Below are 15,775 nucleotides of genomic sequence, written 5' to 3'. Positions count from 1 at the left end.
AGATGGGACGCGCGTTTGAATTCCGCAAAGGCCGCAAAATGAAGCGCTGGGACCGGATGTCCAAGGACTTTACCCGCATTGGGAAGGAAATTGTAATGGCCGTGAAGGAATCAGGACCCAACCCTGATACCAACTCCCGCCTGCGCACCGCCATCCAGAATGCCAAGGGCGTGAACATGCCCAAAGACCGGGTGGAAGCCGCTATTAAGCGCGCCAGCAGCCGCGAGGAAAAAGACTACCAGGAAGTAGTATATGAGGGTTACGCTCCCCACGGCGTGGCCATCGTAATTGAAACCGCCACTGATAACCCTACCCGCACGGTAGCCAACGTGCGCATGTATTTTAACCGCGGCAACGGCGCCCTGGGCACTGCGGGCTCTTCTGATTATACCTTCACCCGCAAAGGCGTATTCAAACTGGCCGCCGAAGGCCTGGACCTGGACGAGCTGGAACTGGAGCTAATTGATGCCGGTGCCGAAGACGTGTATACTGCTCAGGACGAAGATGAGCACGGCAATGTGAAAGACCTTATTGTGGTGGAAACAGCCTTCTCTGACTTCGGCCAGATGCAGAAAGCCATTGACGAAAAGGGCCTGCCGGTTCTTTCCTCGCAGCTGCAGCGCGTGCCCAACACCACGGTACACCTGGAAGGCGACGAGCTGGAAGAAGTAATGAACCTGATTGAGAAGTTTGAAGAGGACGACGACGTGCAGGCCGTGTACCACACACTGGGCTAATCTTTTAAATCAGTTAGATCAAATTTTATTTTTTAATTACTGCACAATTTTAAGTACAAACTCATGCGATTTTGTCTCCTCATTGCATTTGTATTTTTGATTTTTAATTCGGCAAGAGCACAATCAACTCCTCATGAGATGATGAATAAGTTTTTTGAAATATACAAACAGGCTGATTCGGATAAAGCAGTTGACTATCTGTTTTCTAATAGCAAGTTTTCGAAAGAAATAACTGACGGAATAGACGACGTAAAAAGACAATTAAGAAAGCAAATAGAGGCTGATGGCAAATTCTACGGAGCAGATTTATTAACAAAGCGGAGTGCTGGCCCTAACTTACTGATGTTTACTTATTTAGTTCGACATGATAGAGAGCCACTAACTTTCAATATTATGTTTTATAAAGCGTCAGATAAGTGGCAACTACAGAACTTCAAATATCACAACAAGACTGACGAAGAACTGGAAGAATCTAGCAAAGCGTTTCATATGAAAGAAAATATTGAATAAAATTTGCTTTCATCTCAACACTGCAAAACAAACGCGGACCTCCCTATTTAGGGAGGTCCGCGTTTGTTTTGCTAAGCAACCATTCAAAGCTTCACGTCATCTGAAAGTCAAACGCCCTATTCGGCTACTACTTCACAAAAGCTTTATGCCCGCCAAAATTCACCTCGCTCTGTTCCTTTTTCTGTTGAGCTGCGTAGCGGCCACCGCCCAACAAAAAGAGCTGGCCACACTGCTCCGGCAAAAGCAGGTAACCGGCATTCAGCTGGTGTACACGAAGAACAACCAAGTAAAAAACTATACGCTCGGCTATGAGCAGGGAGATACCCACCGGGCACTAACGCCCCGCTCTACCATGCAGGCGGCCTCACTGGGCAAGGTGGTGCTGGCGTACGTGGCCCTGCGCCTGCACGACCGGGGCCTGCTGGCTCTGGATAAGCCTCTGCTGAGCTACCACCCCTACCCGCGCCTGCAAAACGAGCCTCGTGCCGCAAGAATTACGGCCCGCATGGTCCTCACGCACACTAGCGGCCTGCCCAACTGGGCCGAAAACCCACTTGCCGAAAGCTGGAAAACCTCAGCCCTGCACCTTAAATATGCGCCCGACAGCTGCTGGAACTACTCCGGGGAGGGCTTCGTGCTGCTGCAGAAAACCCTGGAACAGATTACCGGCAAATCGTTGGAGCAGCTGGCCCGGGAGGAGGTTTTCATTCCTCTGAAAATGGCCCACAGCAGCTACGTGTGGCAGCCGCGCTTTGCCAAAAACGCTGCCACCGGGCACGATAAAGCGGGAAAGCCCACCGAAATCCGACGGTTTACGGAGCCCAACGCGGGCTTCAGCCTGCTCTCCACGGCCACCGACTATAACCGGTTTATACAGGCTCTGCTGGTGGGCACAGGCCTGCAGCCCGCCACGCACCGGCTTCTGCTCCAGCCCGCCAACGATGCCAACCGGTGCGGCCACGCCCTCACCCCCACCAACGCAGACATTGCCTGGGCTTACGGCCTGGGGCTGGCCAACACCAGCCACGGCCCTGCCCTATGGCACTGGGGTAGCAATGATGATTTCGAAGGCTTTTTCATGGTGTTTCCCGACCGGAAAGAAACCCTCCTGTTCCTGACCAACAGCGCCAACGGGCTGAAAATAGCCGATGACGTGCTACGCCTTTTTTGCGGCCCCGGCGACTATAAAGCGCTGCAGTGGCTGGCCGAGGAGAAGTAAACTACTACGGGCCGAAGCGTTAAGCAGGCTGCCGGGGTCGGCTTTGGGAAGGGCAGGAATTATAGCTAGGTTTAGTCTTTTCCACTCTACCTCAACGCCTCTCTCCAACATGCTGAAACAACTACTCGGAGCCTCTCTGCTCTGCCTGAGCCTGGGCAGTATTTCCTGCACCCAGCAGGAGCAGAAAAATACTTCCGAATCTTCGCTGGCTTCTTATACGCAAACCCAGGAAACGGGCGTGCAGGATGGTGGCGTACAGGTAATTCCCATTACAACCCCCAAGGGCAAGTTTAACGTCTGGACCAAGCGCTTCGGCAACAACCCCCAGATGAAAGTGCTGCTGCTGAACGGCGGCCCGGGTGCCACGCACGAGTATTTTGAGTGCATGGAAAACTTCCTGCCCCAGGAAGGCATCGAGTTTATTTACTACGACCAGCTGGGATGCGGCAACTCCGATAACCCCAAGGACACGGCCATGTGGAGCCTGCCGCGCTACGTGGAGGAAGTAGAGCAGGTGCGCAAAGCCCTGAACCTGAACAAGGACAACTTCTACCTGCTGGGCCACTCCTGGGGAGGTATTCTGGCCGCTGAGTATGCCTTCAAATACCAGCAAAACCTGAAAGGCCTCATCATTTCTAATATGATGATGAGCATTCCTGAATATGGCAAATATGCCGACAACGTGCTGGCCAAGCAGATGAAGCCCGAGGTGCTGAAGGAAATCCGGGAGATTGAAGCCCGAAATGATTTCCAGAACCCGCGCTATATGGAGCTGCTGATGCCCAACTTCTACGTGGAGCACATCTGCCGCATTCCCCTGGACCAATGGCCCGAGCCCGTCAACCGCTCCTTCAGCAAAATGAATCAGTCCTTGTACGTGACTATGCAGGGCCCCAGCGAGTTTGGCGTATCGGGCAAGCTGCTCAACTGGGACCGGACCCCCGACCTGCCCAAGCTCACGGTGCCGGTTCTCTCCATTGGCGGCAAGCACGATACCATGGACCCCGAGCACATGCGCATGGTGGCCAACAAAGTACAGAATGGTACCGCCCTCATCTGCCCCAATGGCAGCCACATGAGCTTCTATGATGACCAGCAGACGTACATGGCTGGGCTAACCAAGTTTATCCTGGGTGTGAATAAGGGTGAGAAGAAGGTGGTATTATAGGCGGGGCCTCTACCTCTGTCGCCGTTACTGCCTTACCTACTAGGCAACCTCATGGCAAAAGTATAATTTACCCTAAACGCCCGAAATTGCGGCATCATTTGAATTATGGAACCCACTACGGCATCTCCCAATCCACCGCTGTATTCTGCGCAGGCTATTCGCATTTTTTCTATTCTATTTAGTGCAATAGTCGGTGGCGTGCTGACGGCCCAGAACTTCAAAGCGGTTGGCCGCTTCGATGCTGCCCGCAAGGCCTTATGGGGCAGCATTATTTATACCGTGCTCGTGCTCATAGCGGTTTCCTACTTGCCTGAGCGCGCCAGCAATAGCAGCACTATAGGAGTAGTTACTGGTTTAATTGGGGGCTTAGCCCTGACGGCTTATTCTGACAAGGTTATCCCACAAAAAGAAACATTTCCAAAGAAGAAAATCTGGAAACCCTTGCTGATTTGCCTGCTCATTTTTATCCCCCTCATTGGGCTGATTATTTACTTCATGTCGCTTCAATCGTAAATAATTCCTGTGCCCTACCGCCCACTTTTTTACTTAGTAAACGATTCGACCTCCATTGTTGAAATCAAGCGCACAGATCTGCCTGATGGGGCAGACCCGGACAAGGTGTATCATTGGCTAATCTTTGACAGAAAAAGTCAGCAAATCAATAAGCTTGGATTTGTTTCCATGAACTCCAAACCCGCTTTGCAGGAGCGCACCTTTCAACAGGGCCAGCTTCGGTTTACAGCTGATGAGGGCACTTATACCGACAATCAAACCAGTCAGCAGCAGGAGCTTCAGGTGGGCCTACCGGCTGAATTACCGGAGGATTTAACTAGGGCTATAGCCGCGTATTTGCAGGCGTTGTAGCGCTACCTGACTTCCGCCGTATCTTTGTGGCTCGCTGCGTGGCTTTGGCTCCGGCGGGCCACCTTGTTTGTGGTCGTTTTCCGTTTCCTTTCCTTGCCCCGAATTCCCAGCAGTATGGCCACTCGTCTCAATAAATACATCAGCGAAAGCGGCATCTGCTCCCGGCGGGAGGCCGACCGCCACATCGAGCAGGGCAACGTGTTCGTGAACGGCAAGCGCGCCAACATCGGCGACCAGGTGACCAGCAAGGACCGGGTGGTGGTGAACGGCAACGTTATTGAGCCGCGTGCCGAGGAAGATGCCGTGTACATTGCCTATAACAAGCCGCCCGGCATTGTAACTACCACGGATACTGGCATTAAGGACAACATTATTAGGGCCATTAAGCACGCGGTACGCATCTTCCCCATTGGCCGCTTGGATAAGGAGTCGCAGGGCCTGATTCTGCTGACCAGCAACGGCGACATCGTCAACAAAATCCTCCGGGCCGGCAACAAGCACGAGAAGGAATACATTGTGATGGTGGACAAGCCCATTACCGACCTCTTTATTGAGGCTATGGCCAATGGCGTGCCCATTATGGGGGTGATGACGCAGAAATGTGAGGTAAAAAAAGAAACCAACTACATCTTCCGCATCACGCTTATTCAGGGCATGAACCGCCAGATCCGGCGTATGTGCGAGCATTTCGGCTACGAAGTAGTGCAGCTGGAGCGCATCCGGGTGATGAATATCAATATTAAGGGCCTGGGCCTGGGTGAGTGGCGCGAGCTGAAGGAGAAAGAGCTGAAAGTGCTGTTTGAGATGCTGGAGGGCTCAAGTAAAACCGATGACGGTGCCCTGCCGCGCCGCAAGAAATCCACCTCTACTGCAGAGCAATGGGCCGACCGCCCCAGCCGCAAAACCGCCAAGCCCCGCACGCACGCCCCCGAGGATGAAGCCCCTCGGACGGCCCGCCGCAAACCAGACGCGGGTGCCTGGGTAGAGAAGCCCGGTCCGGGCCGCAAGCCGGCCGCTCCTAAGGGCTTGGCTACGGCCGGCCGCGCAGCCGGCTCGGGCCGGCCTACCGGGCCAGTGGGTCCGCGCCCAACCGGCTCACGGGCTGGTGGCCCGGCTGCAGGTAAGCCCAGCCGGCCAGGTAGCAGCAGAAGCACCGGTGCTGGACGTAGCTCTGCTCCGCCTAAGGGCAAAACCAGCAGCCGGGGCACACGCGGCGCTGGTCGAGGCGGCAACCGGTAGCGCATGCTACCGGCTACAGTCGGAAGAGAAGAATAGGTTAATATCAGGCTGAGCTGGGCGAAGCCGAAAGGTCTTCTTCAGTGCATTTCCATGAAAATCTTCGTCGAAACGGACCGCCTGATGATGCGCGAGCTGCTGCCTGCCGATGCGCCGGGCATGTTCGAAATGGACTCCGATCCTGAGGTACACCGCTACCTCGGCAACAAGCCCGTGCATACTCTTGAGCAGAGCCAGGAGCAAATTGCCTTTGTGCGGCAGCAGTACGTCGATAACGGAATTGGCCGCTGGGCTGTGGTGGAAAAAGCCACCGGTGACTTTGTGGGCTGGTCGGGACTAAAACTAGTGGTAGGTCCCACCAATGGCCGCATCAACTATTATGATCTGGGCTACCGATTCCTGCGCCGCTACTGGGGCCACGGCTATGCCACCGAAACGGCCCGGGTATCCGTGCAGTACGGCTTCGACACCATGCGCCTGCCGCTGATATGTGGCATTGCCGACGTTCAAAACCTGGCCTCTAATCAGGTGCTACAAAAGGCTGGCCTGCGTTTCCAGAACACCTTCGATCTGGACGGCGTACCGCACCACTGGTATCAGCTGGAGCGACCTAAGTAGAGCAACATTCTGAAAATATCCCGATGCAGGGTATTTAATGCCGACGCGTGCCTCATACTAACAGTAAAATCCGCTTCTCGCGTATCTTGCGGCCCGCTGCGCAGCTTTAGCTCCGGCGGGCCGCTGCCGTTTCAGCCCTCCAATCCGCAACCCACCCAACCTACTTTCCCCGTATGCTCCGTACCGACTGGACTCTCGACGAAGTAAAAGCCATTTATAACCAGCCTGTTCTGGAGCTGGTAACCCAGGCTGCCGCTATTCATGCCCAAACGCAAGCCACCGGCGAAGTACAGGTTTGCACTCTGCTGAGCGTGAAAACCGGCGGCTGCCCCGAGGACTGCGCCTACTGCCCCCAGGCCGCCCGCTACCACACCGGCGTGCAAGCCCACAAGCTTCTCCCCGATGCTGAAGTACTGGCCTCGGCACAGCGCGCCAAAGACAGCGGCAGCACCCGTTTCTGCATGGGCGCCGCATGGCGCGAAATCCGCGACAACCGCGACTTTGACCGGGTTCTGGGCATGGTGGAGCAGGTAAATGGCCTGGGCCTGGAAGTGTGCTGCACCTTAGGTATGCTGAATGAATACCAGGCCGAGCGCCTGAAGCAGGCTGGCCTGTACGCCTACAATCACAACCTGGACACCAGCCGCGAGCATTACGACGATATCATCACTACCCGAACCTACGACGACCGGCTGAATACGCTGGAGCACGTGCGCAAAGCCGGTATTTCGGTGTGCTCAGGCGGCATTATTGGTTTGGGCGAAACCGACGAGGACCGGATTGCCATGCTGCATACGCTGGCCACGCTACCTTCTCACCCAGAGTCGGTGCCGGTGAATGCCCTGGTGCCGGTAGAAGGCACGCCCCTGGCCGACCAGCCCCGCGTGAGTGTGTGGGAAATGCTGCGCATGATTGCCACGGCCCGCATTCTGATGCCGAATACCATGGTTCGCCTCTCGGCTGGCCGCCAGGAAATGCCCGTTACGGAGCAGGCTTTATGCTTCCTGGCCGGTGCCAATTCCATCTTCTCCGGCGAAAAGCTCCTCACTACCCCCAACCCCGATTTCGACGCCGACAAACAGATGTTCGCGCTGCTGGGCCTCAAGCCCCGCAAGTCGTTTAAGGATGTGCCGGAAGGCGCTATGGTGCTGGGCAAAGAGGCTTCGGTAGAAGCGTAGGTTTTACCGGAAGACTTTTCTCCCACTCTTAAGCCCGTTCTGGCTCGGCTTTGCTCGCAGGACGGGCTTAATTGAAAGCTTAGAGCCTGCTGCTGCCACTTTGCTTGCCTACACAACACTACATCAGGTATGACCCAACTTCGCCTTCTTCTTTTCGCACTCCTACTCAGCTGTGCGGGTACTTCGTTCGCAGCGAAAGTGGATACGCTGGCTATTCCGAGTGCGGCGATGCACAAGACGTATCGCGCCAATGTAGTATTACCGGCCACCTACGCCAAGCAGAAAAAAGCCAGTTTCCCGGTGCTGTACCTGCTGCACGGGGCCTACGGCCACTTTTCCGACTGGCTGGCCAAAACGCCCGATAAGCAATTGGTGCACCGCCTGGCCGATCAGTACAACCTCATCATTGTAATGCCCGAGGGCGAAACATTTGGGTGGTACATTGATAGTCCCGTCAACAAGGAAAGTCAGTTTGAGACCTACATCACCCAGGAAGTCATTCAGAAAATAGACCAGACCTACCGCACCATACGGGACCGAAAAGGCCGGGTAATTACTGGCCTGTCTATGGGCGGACATGGCGCCTTATACCTCTCTGCGCGCCACCCCGATTTATTTTGTGCGGCCGGTAGCATGAGTGGGGCTGTAGACATCAATACCGCTAAATGGAAGCTAAACCCGGAAGACGCTAAAAACACTGCGGCCCGGTTTGAGCCTATATTAGGCCCCGTTGGAGCTTCTCCGGAAACCTATCTTGCCAATTACATGGTACTGCCACTGGTGGATAAACTGAAGGCTAACGGCCTGCCGCTTATCATTGACTGTGGGGTAGATGATTTCCTGATTACGTCCAACCGCGAGCTGCACCAGCGCCTGGTGTACAACGGCACCCCACACGACTATGCAGAGCGCCCGGGCGCCCACACCTGGGAATATTGGCAAAACTCGCTGCCCTACCACGTGCTCTTTCTTCATCAGGTGCTCCAGGCCAATGCCGTTACGATGCATTAGTCTGCTCTGCTGCCGCCTAGCAACATGATTTCTACCACAAAAAAGGACTGGGCATTCCCGTCCTTTTTTGTTGCTCCGCTACTGAAGCGCCTTCACCTATGTTCACTTCCTCTCCACTCCACCAGCGTCTGGAAGCCCAGCTCGCCCAGCGCGAAGCCGAAGGCACACGCCGGCACCTTACCCTTGCGGCAGACGGGTTGATAGATTTCAGCTCCAATGATTATCTGGGGTTGAGTGGGCATGCGGCCGTGCGTCTGGCGATGCAGCGGGCCGCAACGGCTGCAGCGGGTAGCACTGGTTCCCGTTTGCTCACGGGCAATTCAGCAGCGGCCCAAGAGCTGGAAGCGCAGTTAGCCCAATTTCACCATGCCCAGGCCGCACTGCTTTTCAACTCCGGCTATGCAGCTAATTTGGGGTTCTTCACCGCCGTGCCCCGGCGCGGCGACACCATTCTCTACGACGAAGCCTCACATGCGTCCGTCAAAGACGGCATCCGCGGCTCCTTCGCCACCGCCTGGAGTTTCCGCCACAACGACCTCCACGACCTGGAAAAGAAGCTTACCCGGGCCACCGGAGCTGTTTTTGTGGCGGTGGAAGCATTATACTCCATGGATGGTGATATGGCCCCACTCCCCGAGCTGGCCGCTTTTTGCCGGGAACGAGGAATTTATCTGATTGTAGATGAAGCACACACCAACGGCCTCTACGGGCCAAAAGGTGAAGGGCTGGTGGTGGAGTTGGGCCTGGAAGAGGCGGTTTTTGCCCGCATCCTCACTTTCGGCAAAGCCCTGGGTTGTCAAGGCGCCGCTATTGCCGGCTCTACGGTACTACGCGACTATCTACTGAATTTCAGTCGGCCCTTTATCTACACTACTGCTCTGCCACCACTTACCATCACAGCTCTTTTGGCAGCATATGCGGTACTGCCTACGCTGGTGGCTGAGCGGCAGCAGCTATTTACGCTTTCTGATTATTTGAAGGCCACTCTAAATACAGTGCCCGGGCTCCAGGTACCGTTGGCAAGCCACATTATTCATCCGGTCTTTTTTACGGAGAACCCCGGCCCCCAAAAAGTACGGGCCATAGCTACCGCAGCCCAACAAGCTGGCTTTGATGTGCGGCCGATTGTGGCTCCTACCGTACCTGCAGGCACTGAGCGGCTGCGGATCATTGTGCATTCCTACAACACAGAGGCCGAAATTGACGACTTGGCCAGCGTACTGAGTAAGAACTAAAACTGGTCATCCTGGAATAACTCACGCTTTCATCCCTCACTTTGGAACGTCTTTTCATTACTGGCATTGGTACCGATGTCGGCAAAACGGTTGCCTCCGCCATTCTAACCGAGGCCCTGCAGGCTGATTACTGGAAGCCAGTACAGGCCGGGTTGGAGCCATCAACGGACACCGGCACCGTACGCCGCCTCGTGCAAAACCCGGTGAGTACGTTCTGGCCTGAGCAGTTCCGGTTGCAAATGCCGGCGTCACCTCACGCGGCCGCAGCGGCGGAGAATATCAACTTAAAGCCAGACGATTTTCAACTACCCGCTACTACCAACCATTTGCTGGTAGAAGGCGCGGGCGGTTTGCTGGTGCCCCTGGCACCAGGTTTTTTGATGGTGGATTTGCTGCAGCAGTTTGGTCTGGAAGCGGTAGTAGTTTCGCGGAATTACCTGGGTAGTATCAACCACACCCTGCTCACGCTGGAGGCGCTACAGCTGCGGGGCGTGCGGGTGCGCGGCCTTATTTTTAATGGCGAGCCTAACGCTACTACCGAGGAGTTTATCCAGTGCCATACAGGGGTGCCCGTGATGCCCCGCATTCTGCCAGAACCAGTTATTGATGCAGCTATGGTGAGCCGGTATGCGGCAGATTTTCGCCAGTGGTTTGCGGAGGAGGCGAGGCCCTAGCAAAATGCGGGCGGGCAGCCTCGGCTGACTTACCTTTGCCACCTTCCCTGTTTACTGCTCATGCCTACACTTGCCGACCGGGACCACGCCGTATTGTGGCACCCTTATACCCAAATGCAGACGGCCCCCCTGCCCGTACCCATCGTACGCGGGGAGGCTTCCTGGCTGATTGCGGAAGATGGCACGCGCTACCTGGACGGCATTTCCTCCTGGTGGGTAAACCTGCACGGCCACGCCCACCCGCACATTGCCCGGCGCGTGAGTGAGCAGCTCAGCACCCTGGAACACGTGCTGTTTGCGGGCTTCACGCACCCTACTGCCGTAGAGCTGGCGGAGCAGTTGCTGGAGCTTCTGCCCCAAAATCAGGCCCGGGTTTTCTATTCCGATAATGGCTCCACGGCCGTGGAAGTAGCCCTGAAAATGGTGCTGCAATATTTCCATAACCACGGGCAGCCGGAGCGGCGCACTTTCCTCTGCTTCCGCGACTCTTACCATGGCGACACGTTTGGGGCTATGGCAGTGAGCAGCCGCGGGGCCTTTACGCAGCCGTTCTGGCCTCTTCTCTTCGATGTAGAGTTTATTGATGTACCGGTACCGGGCCAGGAAGATGTTGTTCTCAGCCAACTGGATGCCGTACTGAAGCGCCCGGACGTAGCCGGGTTCATATTCGAGCCGCTGGTACTGGGCACGGCGGGCATGGTTATGTATTCGCCGGAGGTACTGAGTAAGATGCTGCGCCGCTGTCACCAGCAGGGCGTGCTGTGTATTGCCGATGAAGTGATGACGGGTTTCGGCCGTACCGGGCCGCTGTTCGCCAGCGAGCTGCTCACGGAAAAGCCCGACATCATGTGTTTTTCCAAGGGTCTTACCGGCGGCACCCTGGCTATGGGCCTGACCACCTGCGCCGCGCCCATTTATACGGCTTTCCTCAGCGACGACAAGATGAAGGCCCTGTTCCATGGGCATTCTTACACGGCCAACCCCGTAGCCTGTGCCGCGGCCCTGGCCAGCCTGGAGCTAACCCGTAGTGAGGAATGTACTTCCCAGCGTCAGCGGATTGAATCTGCCCACGCTGCCTTCCGGCAGGAAATCGAAAACCAGCCCGGCATCCGTCAGGTACGTCACCGGGGCACCATTCTGGCTGTGGAGTACGACCCGGGCGAGGGCACCAGCTACTTTAGCCGCCTCCGCGACACATTTTATCAGCTGGCCATCGACAGCCATGTAGTGCTGCGCCCCCTGGGCAATGTAGTGTACCTGCTGCCGCCATATTGCACTACGAATGAGGAGTTAGGGCTGCTCTATACTGTACTGCGCCGCATACGCGAGCTGGTCTTGAACCATATTCCGGCCGCCAACCTGCCCGAATATCTGCATGACTGATACGCGCATCGTTATTCGGGGGCGGGGCCGCGTTTCGGCATTGGGCACACAGGCGCTGGCAACCTTCCCTCAACCTGCTTTTCTGCAGGATTTCGCCTCTGGCCTGCCCGTGGCCTTGCTGCCGGATAAAGCCGAAACGGCTCTGCTAGAACTCCGGCGCAGCCGCCCCGCCTACCGTACCCTAGACCGTAGCGTGTTGCTGGCTTTGCTGGCGGCCCAGGAGGCCGTGGCCACAGCTGGCTGGTCTGGTGAGGCTGGGATAACCACTGCCGTCAGTTTGGGCTCTTCCCGTGGGGCTACGGAGCGGCTGGAAGCATTTCACTCGGAATTTCTGCGTACGGGCCTACCGCCAACCCCTACCTCCCCGCTTACCACCTTGGGCAACGTAGCCAGTTGGGTGGCTGATAGCCTGGGAGCTACAGGCGGTGCCATCAGCCACAGCAGTACATGCAGCACGGCGCTGCAGGCCTTGGGCAATGCAATGGCATGGCTGCGGGCCGGTATGGTGCCCCGCTTTGTAGCGGGCGGCACCGAGGCTCCGCTCACGCCTTTCACGCTGGCTCAAATGCAGGCACTGGGCATTTACTCCGGCTTGCCGGCCGCTAATTATCCCTGTCGCCCCGGCGCAGGTGGCGCTTCTACCTTTGTTCTGGGAGAAGGGGCAGCCGTATTTTCCCTGGAAGCCGTGCCGGTTACGGACCTGCAGTCCGGCAACTTATTATTAGAAAGCGTGGGCTTTGGCTTTGAAGCCACCGGCACTAAAACCGGCCTCACCCCCGATGGGCAGCACTTTCAACACGCTATGCGGCAGGCCCTGACGCTGGCCGAATGCGGGAACACCGATATTGACTTACTTGTGCTGCACAGTCCGGGCACGGCGGCCGGTGATGCCGCGGAGCGCCGGGCGGTGCAGGAAGTATTTGGCGCCCATGTGCCGGCCTTCACGTCCAATAAATGGCTGCTGGGCCACACCTTAGGCGCATCCGGCGCGCTCAGCCTTGACTTTGCCCTGCAGATGCTGGAAGGCCGCTTCCGGCCCGAGCCCTTGCCTTTTTCAAGCTGGCTAAATGAGACGCCCACCCCCACTCGCCTGCGTCGGGTTTTGGTAAATGCGGCGGGCTTTGGCGGCAATGCTGCCTGCGCGTTGGTTTCAGTGGTAGAATAATCGGCAGAAATTTCTGTGGCAACATCGAACTTCAGCGTTTACCTTGCTGTATGAAGCTCTTCCACGTACTGCTGCCGGCTGCTTTTGTATTGCCGCTCACCCTCTCTGCCCAAACTGCTACTCCCGTTACCGCTCCTGATCCGCTCATTCAGAAAATGGTGAGTGAGATATCAGCCCAGAATCTGGAAGCGGACATCCGCAAGCTGGTATCCTTTGGCACGCGCCATACGCTGTCTGATACCAAAAGCAAAAAGCGCGGTATTGGGGCTTCCCGCCGGTGGGTGGAAGACGAGTTACGGAAGTATAGCAAAGCCAGTGGGGGCCGCCTGCAGGTAACGCAGGACACCTTCACCATTAAGCCTGATGGCCGCCGCATCAGCCGCCCAGTATTGATGGCCAACGTTATGGCCACTCTTCCCGGCACCGACCCTACCGATTCGCGCGTGCTGATAGTGAGCGGGCATATTGATTCCCGGGTGTCAGATGTAATGAATGCCACGGCCGATGCGCCCGGCGCCAATGATGACGGTTCCGGCACCGTGGCCGTGATGGAGCTGGCCCGGGTGATGTCAAAGCAGAAATTCCCCTGTACTATTGTGTTTGTAGCGGTGCAGGGCGAAGAGCAGGGCCTTTATGGCTCTACGCACCTGGCCGAGCGCGCCAAAAAAGAAGGCTGGAATCTGATTGCCATGCTCAACAATGACATTGTGGGCAACTCTACCGGCCACGACCCGGAAATCAAGGATGCTACCCATTTGCGCGTATTCAGCGAGGGGGTGCCGGCTAATGAGACGCCCGAGCAGGCCAAACTGCGCCGCACGCTCAGCAATGAAAACGACTCTCCGTCCCGCGGGCTGGCCCGCTATGCTCAAACTGTAGCCAAGCAATACCTCCCCGACCACGACGTGGTGCTGGAATACCGCCCCGACCGGTTCCTGCGCGGCGGCGACCATACCCCGTTCAACCAGCTAGGTTTCACGGCTGTGCGCTTCACGGAAATGAATGAGGACTTCACGCACCAGCACCAGGACCTGCGCACCGAAAACGGCCGTGCCTACGGCGACACTCCCGAAGGCGTGGACTACGAGTATCTGCGTAAAAATACCGGCGTCAACCTCTCTACTCTGGCCAGTCTGGCCCTGGCGCCTGCCTCTCCGGAAAACGTAGGCGTGCTCACCGCCGACCTCACCAACCGCACCCAGCTGAAATGGGATGCTCCTAAACTGGGTGAGCGGCCAGCGGGTTACTATGTACTGATGCGCGAAACCAGCGCGCCGCAGTGGCAGCAAAAATTCTTCGTAACGGATACCAAAGCCGACCTGCCCCACAGCAAGGATAACTTCATTTTTGGCGTAGTATCCGTGGATGCAGAAGGCCACGAAAGCCTGCCGGCCCTGCCAAAGCCCATTCGGTAAGCCCGCGCCACGAAGGCCCTCTATACCGTGACAGGGCAGCTACGCTCCTACTGCTCTGTTATGGCAGGGGAATACTATCCGTACTGAGTGGTGGAAGGAATTACAACCTTCCGCCGGAACCTGACGATACAAGCCGTACCTCAGGAAAATTTAGCTTCCTGGCAGACTCTCCCTATGCCCGAAAACAACGAGCTTAAGTTCCCGCTCTACGTCAAAGCGCCGCTGGTGATGCTGGGTGTAGCTCTTGTGATTTTCACGCTGCACATTGCCAGCAACATTATTTTTCCGCTGTTCTTCGCGGCCATTCTGGCCATTCTGCTACACCCTGTGGAGCAGTTTCTGCTGCGCTGTGGCGTACCCCGGCTGCTGGCTATTACCCTCACGGTGATTCTGGGCGTGGCCACGCTCGTGGGGCTGCTCTATTTCATTTATGTACAAGCTGCCCAGTTGGGCGCCCAACTCCCGCAGTTTAAAGCCCGGCTCATTCAAACTAGCCTGGAACTGCAGCAATGGCTTGCCTCCCGCTTCGGTATTTCCAATCAGCGCCTGATGGGCTGGCTACGGGAAGCCGGCAGCCGCACTACTACCCTGGCCGGCGGCGCCGTTACAGCCATTTCGGGTTTGTTGGTGGTAGCTACGCTGATTCCCGTTTATATTTTTCTGCTGCTGCTGTATAAGCGTAGGCTGATTGATTTCCTGACCCAGGTGTTTTCCGGGCGGCGGCAGGACACCAATGTGGCCGAGGTGCTGCACGAAAGCAAAGCTACTATTCAGAGCTACATGGTAGGGTTGCTGATTGAAGCCAGCATTGTAGCTACGCTGAATACGGTGGCGCTGCTGATCATTGGTGTGCCCTATGCTCTGCTACTGGGCGTAGTGGGCGCCCTGCTCAATTTTATTCCCTACATCGGGGGACTGGTGGCGGTAGCCCTGCCTATGCTTATGGCCTTTGTAAGCACTGACGGGTACGGCCCGGTAATGGCAGTACTGGGTGCTTACCTGCTGATTCAGTTCATCGACAACCACTACCTGATTCCGCGTATTGTGGCGTCCAAGGTGAAGGTAAACGCGCTGGTGGCCATTGTGGGCGTGCTGGTGGGCAACTCTATTGGCGGGGTGGCGGGCATGTTCCTGGCCCTGCCCGTTATTGCTATCCTGAAAATCATCTTCGACCGGATTGAGCCGCTAAAACCCTGGGGCCTGCTGCTAGGCGACGAAGAAGCCACGCGCGGCCGCCGAAGAAAGCCTCAAGCGCTGATGGAGGAAATGTAGGAAGTGACGGCCGCCAGGCAACCGCAAGCGGCAGAGACGCAACATCTTGCGTCTCTGCCTCATTTTGCCCTGTAAAACAACCTGAAAAGC

16 protein-coding genes are annotated in these 15,775 nt (G+C 56.5%); all 16 read left to right on the top strand.

Annotated elements, in window-relative coordinates; all coding sequences use genetic code 11:
• Window positions 1–2: 2 nt before the first annotated feature.
• The 16 genes from Q4G72_RS13200 to Q4G72_RS13125 all read left to right on the top strand — a co-directional run bounded on the left by Q4G72_RS13200 (window position 3) and on the right by Q4G72_RS13125 (window position 15,685).
• Window positions 3–737 (top strand): YebC/PmpR family DNA-binding transcriptional regulator, encoded by a 735-nt coding sequence (locus Q4G72_RS13200; protein ID WP_303311901.1) that lies wholly within the window; start codon window positions 3–5, stop codon window positions 735–737.
• 96 nt (window positions 738–833) lie between these two features.
• Window positions 834–1,247, top strand: coding sequence for a hypothetical protein (locus Q4G72_RS13195; protein ID WP_303311900.1), 414 nt, complete (start codon window positions 834–836; stop codon window positions 1,245–1,247).
• Window positions 1,248–1,392: 145 nt separating this feature from the next.
• Entirely contained in the window at window positions 1,393–2,466 is a 1,074-nt protein-coding gene (locus Q4G72_RS13190) for a serine hydrolase domain-containing protein (RefSeq protein ID WP_303311899.1), read from the top strand.
• A gap of 109 nt (window positions 2,467–2,575) precedes the next feature.
• Window positions 2,576–3,634 carry a proline iminopeptidase-family hydrolase gene (locus Q4G72_RS13185; RefSeq protein ID WP_303311898.1) on the top strand — a complete coding sequence of 353 codons (1,059 nt, stop codon included), beginning with the start codon at window positions 2,576–2,578 and terminating at the stop codon, window positions 3,632–3,634.
• Between the two features lie 105 nt (window positions 3,635–3,739).
• Complete coding sequence (locus tag Q4G72_RS13180) at window positions 3,740–4,147, top strand: M48 family metalloprotease (protein ID WP_303311897.1); 408 nt, start codon at window positions 3,740–3,742, stop codon at window positions 4,145–4,147.
• A 168-nt stretch (window positions 4,148–4,315) separates the two neighbouring features.
• Window positions 4,316–4,498 (top strand): hypothetical protein, encoded by a 183-nt coding sequence (locus Q4G72_RS13175; RefSeq protein WP_303311896.1) that lies wholly within the window; start codon window positions 4,316–4,318, stop codon window positions 4,496–4,498.
• 114 nt (window positions 4,499–4,612) lie between these two features.
• Window positions 4,613–5,737 carry a 23S rRNA pseudouridine(2604) synthase RluF gene (gene rluF, locus Q4G72_RS13170; RefSeq protein WP_303311895.1) on the top strand — a complete coding sequence of 375 codons (1,125 nt, stop codon included), beginning with the start codon at window positions 4,613–4,615 and terminating at the stop codon, window positions 5,735–5,737.
• Window positions 5,738–5,827: 90 nt separating this feature from the next.
• Window positions 5,828–6,352: a GNAT family N-acetyltransferase gene (locus Q4G72_RS13165; RefSeq protein ID WP_303311894.1), complete on the top strand. Its 525-nt coding sequence runs from the start codon at window positions 5,828–5,830 to the stop codon at window positions 6,350–6,352.
• Window positions 6,353–6,525: 173 nt separating this feature from the next.
• Entirely contained in the window at window positions 6,526–7,530 is a 1,005-nt protein-coding gene (bioB, locus tag Q4G72_RS13160) for a biotin synthase BioB (protein WP_303311893.1), read from the top strand.
• Between the two features lie 129 nt (window positions 7,531–7,659).
• Window positions 7,660–8,541, top strand: a complete 882-nt coding sequence (locus tag Q4G72_RS13155; protein WP_303311892.1) for an alpha/beta hydrolase — start codon at window positions 7,660–7,662, stop codon at window positions 8,539–8,541.
• A gap of 98 nt (window positions 8,542–8,639) precedes the next feature.
• The gene (locus tag Q4G72_RS13150) at window positions 8,640–9,776 is read left to right on the top strand and encodes an aminotransferase class I/II-fold pyridoxal phosphate-dependent enzyme (protein WP_303311891.1); all 1,137 of its coding nucleotides are present in this window, start codon (window positions 8,640–8,642) and stop codon (window positions 9,774–9,776) included.
• 41 nt (window positions 9,777–9,817) lie between these two features.
• On the top strand, window positions 9,818–10,450 hold the full coding sequence (gene bioD / locus Q4G72_RS13145) for a dethiobiotin synthase (protein WP_303311890.1): 633 nt from the start codon (window positions 9,818–9,820) through the stop codon (window positions 10,448–10,450).
• Window positions 10,451–10,510: 60 nt separating this feature from the next.
• Window positions 10,511–11,833 carry an adenosylmethionine--8-amino-7-oxononanoate transaminase gene (bioA, locus tag Q4G72_RS13140; RefSeq protein ID WP_303311889.1) on the top strand — a complete coding sequence of 441 codons (1,323 nt, stop codon included), beginning with the start codon at window positions 10,511–10,513 and terminating at the stop codon, window positions 11,831–11,833.
• The gene (locus tag Q4G72_RS13135) at window positions 11,826–12,998 is read left to right on the top strand and encodes a beta-ketoacyl synthase N-terminal-like domain-containing protein (RefSeq protein WP_303311888.1); all 1,173 of its coding nucleotides are present in this window, start codon (window positions 11,826–11,828) and stop codon (window positions 12,996–12,998) included. Before bioA ends, Q4G72_RS13135 begins: the two co-directional genes overlap by 8 nt.
• Before the next feature lie 50 nt (window positions 12,999–13,048).
• Window positions 13,049–14,413: a M20/M25/M40 family metallo-hydrolase gene (locus Q4G72_RS13130; RefSeq protein WP_303311887.1), complete on the top strand. Its 1,365-nt coding sequence runs from the start codon at window positions 13,049–13,051 to the stop codon at window positions 14,411–14,413.
• A 174-nt stretch (window positions 14,414–14,587) separates the two neighbouring features.
• Complete coding sequence (locus Q4G72_RS13125; protein WP_303311886.1) at window positions 14,588–15,685, top strand: AI-2E family transporter; 1,098 nt, start codon at window positions 14,588–14,590, stop codon at window positions 15,683–15,685.
• The last annotated feature ends 90 nt before the right edge of the window (window positions 15,686–15,775 follow it).

Origin of the sequence: Hymenobacter sp. BT730, assembly GCF_030542105.1 — a bacterium.
Taxonomy (GTDB): Bacteria; Bacteroidota; Bacteroidia; order Cytophagales; family Hymenobacteraceae; genus Hymenobacter.
This window is presented reverse-complemented; position numbering and strand designations above follow the sequence as displayed.

What these genes read in the sequence shown, in the direction of transcription:
- Q4G72_RS13155 (WP_303311892.1), top strand. Translation starts at nt 7,660, where the DNA reads ATGACCCAACTTCGCCTTCTTCTTTTCGCACTCCTACTCAGCTGTGCG.
- rluF (WP_303311895.1), top strand. Translation starts at nt 4,613, where the DNA reads ATGGCCACTCGTCTCAATAAATACATCAGCGAAAGCGGCATCTGCTCC.
- Q4G72_RS13135 (WP_303311888.1), top strand. Translation starts at nt 11,826, where the DNA reads ATGACTGATACGCGCATCGTTATTCGGGGGCGGGGCCGCGTTTCGGCA.
- bioA (WP_303311889.1), top strand. Translation starts at nt 10,511, where the DNA reads ATGCCTACACTTGCCGACCGGGACCACGCCGTATTGTGGCACCCTTAT.
- Q4G72_RS13150 (WP_303311891.1), top strand. Translation starts at nt 8,640, where the DNA reads ATGTTCACTTCCTCTCCACTCCACCAGCGTCTGGAAGCCCAGCTCGCC.
- Q4G72_RS13180 (WP_303311897.1), top strand. Translation starts at nt 3,740, where the DNA reads ATGGAACCCACTACGGCATCTCCCAATCCACCGCTGTATTCTGCGCAG.
- Q4G72_RS13165 (WP_303311894.1), top strand. Translation starts at nt 5,828, where the DNA reads ATGAAAATCTTCGTCGAAACGGACCGCCTGATGATGCGCGAGCTGCTG.
- Q4G72_RS13125 (WP_303311886.1), top strand. Translation starts at nt 14,588, where the DNA reads ATGCCCGAAAACAACGAGCTTAAGTTCCCGCTCTACGTCAAAGCGCCG.
- Q4G72_RS13185 (WP_303311898.1), top strand. Translation starts at nt 2,576, where the DNA reads ATGCTGAAACAACTACTCGGAGCCTCTCTGCTCTGCCTGAGCCTGGGC.
- Q4G72_RS13130 (WP_303311887.1), top strand. Translation starts at nt 13,049, where the DNA reads ATGAAGCTCTTCCACGTACTGCTGCCGGCTGCTTTTGTATTGCCGCTC.
- bioB (WP_303311893.1), top strand. Translation starts at nt 6,526, where the DNA reads ATGCTCCGTACCGACTGGACTCTCGACGAAGTAAAAGCCATTTATAAC.
- Q4G72_RS13190 (WP_303311899.1), top strand. Translation starts at nt 1,393, where the DNA reads ATGCCCGCCAAAATTCACCTCGCTCTGTTCCTTTTTCTGTTGAGCTGC.
- Q4G72_RS13175 (WP_303311896.1), top strand. Translation starts at nt 4,316, where the DNA reads ATGAACTCCAAACCCGCTTTGCAGGAGCGCACCTTTCAACAGGGCCAG.
- Q4G72_RS13200 (WP_303311901.1), top strand. Translation starts at nt 3, where the DNA reads ATGGGACGCGCGTTTGAATTCCGCAAAGGCCGCAAAATGAAGCGCTGG.